This is a genomic window from Pseudomonas sp. 2995-3 (assembly GCF_002742565.1).
In the GTDB taxonomy this organism is placed as follows: Bacteria; Pseudomonadota; Gammaproteobacteria; order Pseudomonadales; family Pseudomonadaceae; genus Aquipseudomonas; species Aquipseudomonas edaphica.
In genome coordinates, this window is the sequence record NZ_LJSB01000066.1 from 89,872 (window position 1) to 96,291 (window position 6,420).

Consider the following 6,420-nt stretch of genomic DNA (forward strand, 5'->3'; position numbering starts at 1 on the left):
GGGCTTTTTGTTTGCCATTGGGATACTTCAGCCTGTTAAGCTGAATTTCAGGAGCGTTCCTACGCACATTTGCATAAAGTGGTCCTTCTTTTATGGCATCCGACGGGTTAAACCTGACGACCTCTGTTCCGGTCGATGCCCTCCCGAGGCGCTGTCCTGGGGAATACGCTCTGCGAGTCTTAACGTCATGAATAAACGTCCGTTGTATTTCGACTACGCCGCCACCACGCCGGTGGATGAGCGGGTCATTCAAGTGATGGTCGAGTGTCTGGGTTTTAATGCCAACTTCGGCAACCCTGCGTCCAGCTCCCATGCGTTTGGCCAGGCGGCCCGGCACACGGTCGAGCAGGCGCGGCGCCAAGTGGCCGAACTGGTCGGCGCCCAACCTGAACAAATCGTCTGGACCTCCGGTGCCACAGAATCCAACAACCTGGCGATCAAGGGGGTGGCCCAGGCGCGAGGTGTGGCAGGTGGGCATGTCATCACCAGCCAGATCGAACACAAGGCCACATTGGATACCGCGCGGCAGTTGCAGGACGCCGGCGTGGCCGTGACCTACCTGGTGCCGGACGCTGAAGGCTTGATCAGCGCCGAGGCAGTCAGTGAAGCCTTGCGCGAAGACACCTTCCTGGTGTCGCTGATGCTGGTAAACAACGAGTTGGGCACCCTCAATGACATCCCCGCCATTGGTGCGCGCGTACGTGAGCACGGCGCGCTGCTGCATGTGGATGCGGCGCAAGGCGCGGGCAAGGTCGCGATCGACCTGGCTGAATGGCCGGTGGACCTGATGTCGTTTTCTGCGCACAAGCTGTACGGCCCCAAGGGCATTGGCGCGCTGTATGTTGGTCCGCGCGCGCAGCAGAAGGTACTGGCGCAGATTCACGGTGGCGGCCACGAAGGTGGGTTGCGTTCCGGTACCCTGGCGACTCACCAGATTGCCGGTATGGGAACTGCCTTCGCCTTGGCGGCGCAGTCCTTTGCTGAAGAAAAAGCCGCTATCGTCGCGTTGCGTCAGCGGCTGCTCAATCAGTTGGAAACGATTGCCGGCGTGCGCCTCAATGGCAGCGCCACCCAGCGCATTCCCCATACACTGAGCCTCACGTTCACCGAGGGTGAATTTAATTCCCAGGCCCTGAGCGCAGGTATCGCGTTTTCGGCCACCTCGGCGTGCAATTCGGCGAGTAATGCGCCGTCACACGTGCTTCTAGCTTTGGGCCATGACGCACGCAGCGCCGGTCGAACTATTCGCTTGAGCCTGGGCCGGTTTACCACCGAGCAGGATATCGATGCAGCCGTGCAGTTGATCAAGGCCGCACTGGTCAGTGCGCCGGCGTTCTGGGCGGTCTGATTTTTCAGTCACAACACATAACAATTATGAGTGGTTAGCAGGAGACATGATGAGCACGCAGCCTTTGACCCATGGAACGGTTCCCCAGCGCCTGGCGCATACCCGCGAACTGATGCGCCGCGAGGGCATCCATGCCCTGCTGGTGCCGTCGGCCGACCCGCATCTGTCCGAGTACTTGCCGGGTTACTGGCAGGGGCGGCAATGGCTGTCGGGGTTTTATGGCTCGGTAGGCACGTTGATTGTCACCGCGGATTTTGCCGGCGTGTGGGCCGACAGCCGTTACTGGGAACAGGCGACCAAGGAGCTCAAGGGCAGCGGCATCGAATTGGTGAAGCTGCAACCGGGCCAACCCGGCCCGCTGGAATGGCTGGCCGAGCAAACCCCGAAAGGCGGCGTGGTCGCAGTGGACGGCGCGGTGATGGCCGTGGCCTCGGCACGTACCTTGGGCGCCAAGCTGGCCGAGCGCGGTGCGAGCCTGCGTACCGATATCGACCTGTTGAATGAAGTCTGGCAAGACCGCCCGGCCTTGCCGAACCAGCCAATCTACCCACACCTGCCGCCGCAGGCGACGGTCAGCCGTGGCGACAAACTCGCCGCCCTGCGTGCCAGCTTGAAAGAGAAGGGCGCCGATTGGCACTTCATCGCGACCCTGGATGACATCGCCTGGCTGTTCAACCTGCGCGGCGGTGATGTGTCGTTCAACCCGGTGTTTGTGTCCTTTGCCTTGATCAATCAACAGCAGGCCACGCTGTTTGTGGCGCTGAGCAAGGTCGATGCCGAGCTGCGCGCGGTACTGGAGCGGGACGGCGTGACCTTGCGCGACTACAGCGAAGTGACGGATGCGCTGCGTGCAGTTCCGGCGGGTGTCAGCCTGCAAGTTGATCCGGCACGCGTCACCACCGGTTTGCTGGAAAACCTCGATGCCGGCGTGAAGCTGGTCGAGGGCTTGAACCCGACCACGCTGGCCAAGTCGCGCAAAAGCCTGGCGGACGCCGAACATATCCGCCAAGCCATGGAGCAAGACGGCGCGGCGCTGTGTGAATTCTTCGCCTGGCTGGACAGTGCGTTGGGCCGTGAGCGCATCACCGAGCTGACCATCGACGAGCACTTGACCGCCGCGCGTACCCGTCGCCCCGATTATGTGTCGCTGAGTTTCAACACCATCGCAGCGTTCAACGCCAACGGTGCGATGCCGCATTACCACGCCACCGAAGAAGAGCATGCGTTGATCGAAGGCGATGGCCTGTTGCTGATCGACTCCGGCGGCCAGTACCTGGGCGGCACCACGGATATTACGCGGATGGTGCCGATCGGCACGCCGAGTGATGAGCAGAAGCGCGACTGCACGCGCGTGCTCAAGGGCGTGATTGCCCTGTCCAGGGCACATTTCCCCAAGGGCATTCTCTCGCCATTGTTAGACGCCATCGCCCGTGCGCCGATTTGGGCCGAAGGCGTGGACTACGGCCACGGTACAGGTCATGGCGTAGGCTATTTCCTGAATGTGCACGAAGGTCCGCAGGTGATCGCCTACCAGGCCGCCACCGCACCGCAAACCGCAATGCAGCCGGGGATGATTACTTCGATTGAACCAGGTACCTATCGCCCGGGTCGTTGGGGCGTGCGCATCGAGAACCTGGTGTTGAACCGCGAAGCAGGCAAGACCGAGTTCGGTGAGTTCCTCAGGTTTGAAACCCTGACCCTGTGCCCGATCGACACCCGTTGCCTGCAGCCGTCGTTGCTGACGGCGGATGAGCGCGAATGGTTCAACGCTTACCACGCCGAGGTGCGTGAACGCCTGAGCCCGCTGCTCAGTGGTGCAGCCTTGGAATGGCTGCAGGTGCGTACCGCCGCTATCTGATCGGTTGCCGTTCAGGGGCCTTGCCCCTGGCCGGCTGGCGTCGATTGGGGGCCGACACCACCTAATTCGCCGATACGCAACGTGACATGGATTCGCACCGTTTCGACCGGCATACGGTAAACGCCGCTTGCGATTTGCTCGCAAGCGGCGCTCAGGGGGCGCCTGGCGATTGAGTTTTAGCGGAGCGCTTCGCGCACAAATTCCAGACGGTCCTGACCGAAGAACAGGTCATTGCCTACAAACATACTGGGTGCACCGAATACCCCGCGCTGAACAGCCTGTTCGGTTTTGTCCTTGAGGGCGGCTTTTACCTTTTCATCGTTGGCCAGGTTCAGGACTTCCTCTGGGTCGAAACCGGCCTCACTCAGCACGGCGGCCACGACGGCGGGGTCGCCCAGATGTCGACCTTCGACCCAAATGGCGCGAAACAGGCAGTCGATGAAGGCCTGGAAGCGCTCGGGCTGGCGCATCTGGATACCCATGACGGCACGCATCAGCACCAGGGTATTGATCGGGAAGTGCGGGTTGAACTTGAGCGTCACGTTGTAGCGTTTGGCGTATCGCGCCAAGTCATCAAACATGTAACGACCTTTGGCCGGCACGCTGATGGGGGAGGCGTTGCCGGTGGCTTTGAACACGCCACCCAGCAGCATGGGTTGATACACCAGTTGCGCACCGGTCTCGGCGCAAAGCGCAGGCAATTGCGTATAGGCCAGGTAAGTGGCCGGGCTGCCGAGGTCGAAAAAAAATTCCAGGGTTTTACTCATCGTCGATTCTCGCTGCTTATTGTTGTTCTTGATCGGAGGCGGCGTGCCTACCAGGGTTCACTCCAGGGGCGCAGGTCCAGTTCGAAGGTCCAGGCGTCGCGTGGTTGGCTATGCAGGTACCAATAGTTGTCGGCGATGTGTTCGGGGTTGAGGATGCCGTCCTGATCTTTCTGCGCGTATTTTTGCGGGAAATTGTCGCGAATAAAATCTGTGTCGATAGCGCCGTCGACCACCACGTGGGCCACATGGATGTTCCTGGGCCCCAATTCCCGCGCCATGCTTTGCGCGAGCGCACGGATACCGTGTTTGGCGCCGGCGAATGCGGCAAACCCTGCACCGCCACGCAGCCCGGCAGTGGCGCCGGTGAACACAATAGTGCCGCGTTCGCGGGTGACCATGCGTTTAGCGACTTCGCGGGCATTCAGGAACCCGGAGAAGCAGGCCATCTCCCAGATTTTGAAATATTTGCGCGCGGTTTCTTCGAGGATGCTGCACGGCACGTTAGCGCCGATATTGAAGACGAAAGCTTCGATGGGGCCAAGCTCGGTTTCTATCTGCTCAACCAGCGCGATCACCTCATCTTCTTTGCGCGCATCACAGGCAAAACCGTGGGCTTCTCCGCCCGCCGCCTGAATGCTCTCGACCAAGGGCTGTAGTTTATCGGCACTGCGACGGGTGACGCAGGCTACATAGCCTTCACGGGCAAAGCGTCGGGCAATGGCGCCACCGGTTGCATCACCGGCACCAACCACCAATACGATTTTTTTGTTGGGTGTCATGGGAACTCCGTTGCTCGAGTGTCGGGCAGGAGTGTAGCCGCAGCAGAGCGAAGGGCGTGTAAAGAGAAAGGAGCAGCCGGAAGAGGACTGCTCGGGCGGTCATTTACAGATGACGATCATACTGCGGCTGGTGTAGCCGGCAGGGTTGATACCGAAAGGATAGTCGCCTGGCTCTTCGGAATTGTCACCGGACTTGGCGATAACCCGGTAGCCCTTGGCGCCGCAGGAGTTGGCTGCACTGGTGTAGCACTGGTCCCAGGAGGAGGACAGGCCGGAACAGTTGATGTGCATGCCTTTTTTGCCCCGTTTCACTTCTGTCTTGGTGGTCGCAGCACAGCCAGCAATGCCCACGACCAGTAACAGTATCAAAATTCGTTTCATTACTATCCTTATAGCCGCGTCGCGAAAAGGCTCGATGCAGGCTTAACTCGCTCTCGATTGTAGCGTTCAGCTGTCCCTGTCGAAATTCTCCATGAAAGACATTCGTTTACGGCTTAAACATGGCCTAAATGAGCGGCAAATGCCAGAGCTGCCTGCGATGAGAATCAATCGGCTGGCACCAACGGTTTGGATTCGTTGCGCATCGTCAGTGTGGCACCGACGGAGGCGGAGATAATGCAGGTGATTGCCAGCCATTGCGCGAGGGACAAGTGCTCCTGCAGGAAGAACAGACCGGAGAGCGCGCCGAATGCGGGCTCAATGCTCATCAAGGTGCCGAAGGTGCGAGCGGGCAGGCGAGTAAGCGCGACCATTTCCAGGGTATAGGGCAAAGCGGTGGACAGGATGGCTACACCGATAGCAACGGGAATCAGCGAGGGCGTCAGCAGTGCGGCGCCGGCATGGACGATGCCGATCGGCGCCACGAACAAAGCGGCGATCATCACGCCGAGGGCGGCGGTTTGCACGCCGTTGTCGTTGCCGGCTTTTTGCCCAAACAGGATATAGAGTGCCCAGCAAACGCCAGCGCCCAGTGCATAAGCGGCGCCGATCAAGTCGATGCCGGTGCTGGTTTCTCCGGTGGGGATCAACAACAGCAGGCCCGCGACCGCGAGACCGATCCATACAAAGTCCACCGCCCTGCGCGAGGCATAGATAGCCACGGCAAGCGGGCCGGTGAATTCCAGCGCTACTGCGATGCCCAGGGGGACTGTACGCAAGGACATATAGAAGAGGAAGTTCATGCCGCCCAATGCCATGCCGTAGACGATGACAGTGCGCAGGGACTTGGCCGTGAGCTTGGCGCGCCATGGGCGTAACAGCAGCAGCATGATCACACTGGCGAAAATCAGCCGCAGAGTAGTAGTGCCCTGTGCGCCGACGATGGGGAACATGCTCTTGGCCAGCGAGGCACCCGACTGGATGGAGGCCATGGCGATCAACAGCAGGCCGACCGGGAACAATGCCGAGGCCAGGCTGCGAGGTGGAGTGGTCATTGGGGCGGGTGTCCGAAGTCGTGGTAAAGAAGCAGAGCGACTATGATGCTTAACTGGCGGCTTTTGAGCAATATATTGCTCAGCTCTGGTTGCTGTCCTCTTTATATAGAAAGGGATAGGGCTTTTTGGGGTTTTTGATAGAGAATCTAAATTAAGTGTTGACGGCGTTTTATATCTGTCTATAATTCGCCCCACTTCCGGCGCAGTCGAAACGGAAAACTCCTTGGTAAACAAT

General features: G+C 59.8%; 6 protein-coding genes. 2 read left to right on the top strand and 4 right to left on the bottom strand.

The genetic code is table 11. The features are described 5' to 3' along the window. The first annotated feature begins 187 nt into the window (after positions 1-187). Positions 188-1,348 carry a cysteine desulfurase family protein gene (locus AOA62_RS03815; RefSeq protein ID WP_099547896.1) on the top strand — a complete coding sequence of 387 codons (1,161 nt, stop codon included), beginning with the start codon at positions 188-190 and terminating at the stop codon, positions 1,346-1,348. A 49-nt stretch (positions 1,349-1,397) separates the two neighbouring features. Next, positions 1,398-3,206, top strand: a complete 1,809-nt coding sequence (locus tag AOA62_RS03820) for an aminopeptidase P family protein (protein ID WP_099547897.1) — start codon at positions 1,398-1,400, stop codon at positions 3,204-3,206. Between the two features lie 176 nt (positions 3,207-3,382). Here AOA62_RS03820 and AOA62_RS03825 read toward each other — a convergent pair whose 3' ends face one another. The 4 genes from AOA62_RS03825 to rhtA form a co-directional block, all read right to left on the bottom strand. Continuing rightward, positions 3,383-3,973 (bottom strand): 2-hydroxychromene-2-carboxylate isomerase, encoded by a 591-nt coding sequence (locus tag AOA62_RS03825; protein WP_099547898.1) that lies wholly within the window; start codon positions 3,971-3,973, stop codon positions 3,383-3,385. 47 nt (positions 3,974-4,020) lie between these two features. Next, positions 4,021-4,752, bottom strand: a complete 732-nt coding sequence (locus tag AOA62_RS03830) for an SDR family oxidoreductase (RefSeq protein WP_099547899.1) — start codon at positions 4,750-4,752, stop codon at positions 4,021-4,023. A gap of 99 nt (positions 4,753-4,851) precedes the next feature. After that, positions 4,852-5,133 carry a hypothetical protein gene (locus AOA62_RS03835; protein WP_017136337.1) on the bottom strand — a complete coding sequence of 94 codons (282 nt, stop codon included), beginning with the start codon at positions 5,131-5,133 and terminating at the stop codon, positions 4,852-4,854. A 164-nt stretch (positions 5,134-5,297) separates the two neighbouring features. Then, on the bottom strand, positions 5,298-6,185 hold the full coding sequence (gene rhtA / locus AOA62_RS03840) for a threonine/homoserine exporter RhtA (RefSeq protein WP_099547900.1): 888 nt from the start codon (positions 6,183-6,185) through the stop codon (positions 5,298-5,300). Positions 6,186-6,420 lie beyond the last annotated feature (235 nt).

Excerpts from the sequence above, each read along its gene's own strand:
- rhtA (WP_099547900.1), bottom strand. The coding sequence starts at position 6,185 with ATGACCACTCCACCTCGCAGCCTGGCCTCGGCATTGTTCCCGGTCGGC.
- AOA62_RS03835 (WP_017136337.1), bottom strand. The coding sequence starts at position 5,133 with ATGAAACGAATTTTGATACTGTTACTGGTCGTGGGCATTGCTGGCTGT.
- AOA62_RS03830 (WP_099547899.1), bottom strand. The coding sequence starts at position 4,752 with ATGACACCCAACAAAAAAATCGTATTGGTGGTTGGTGCCGGTGATGCA.
- AOA62_RS03815 (WP_099547896.1), top strand. The coding sequence starts at position 188 with ATGAATAAACGTCCGTTGTATTTCGACTACGCCGCCACCACGCCGGTG.
- AOA62_RS03825 (WP_099547898.1), bottom strand. The coding sequence starts at position 3,973 with ATGAGTAAAACCCTGGAATTTTTTTTCGACCTCGGCAGCCCGGCCACT.
- AOA62_RS03820 (WP_099547897.1), top strand. The coding sequence starts at position 1,398 with ATGAGCACGCAGCCTTTGACCCATGGAACGGTTCCCCAGCGCCTGGCG.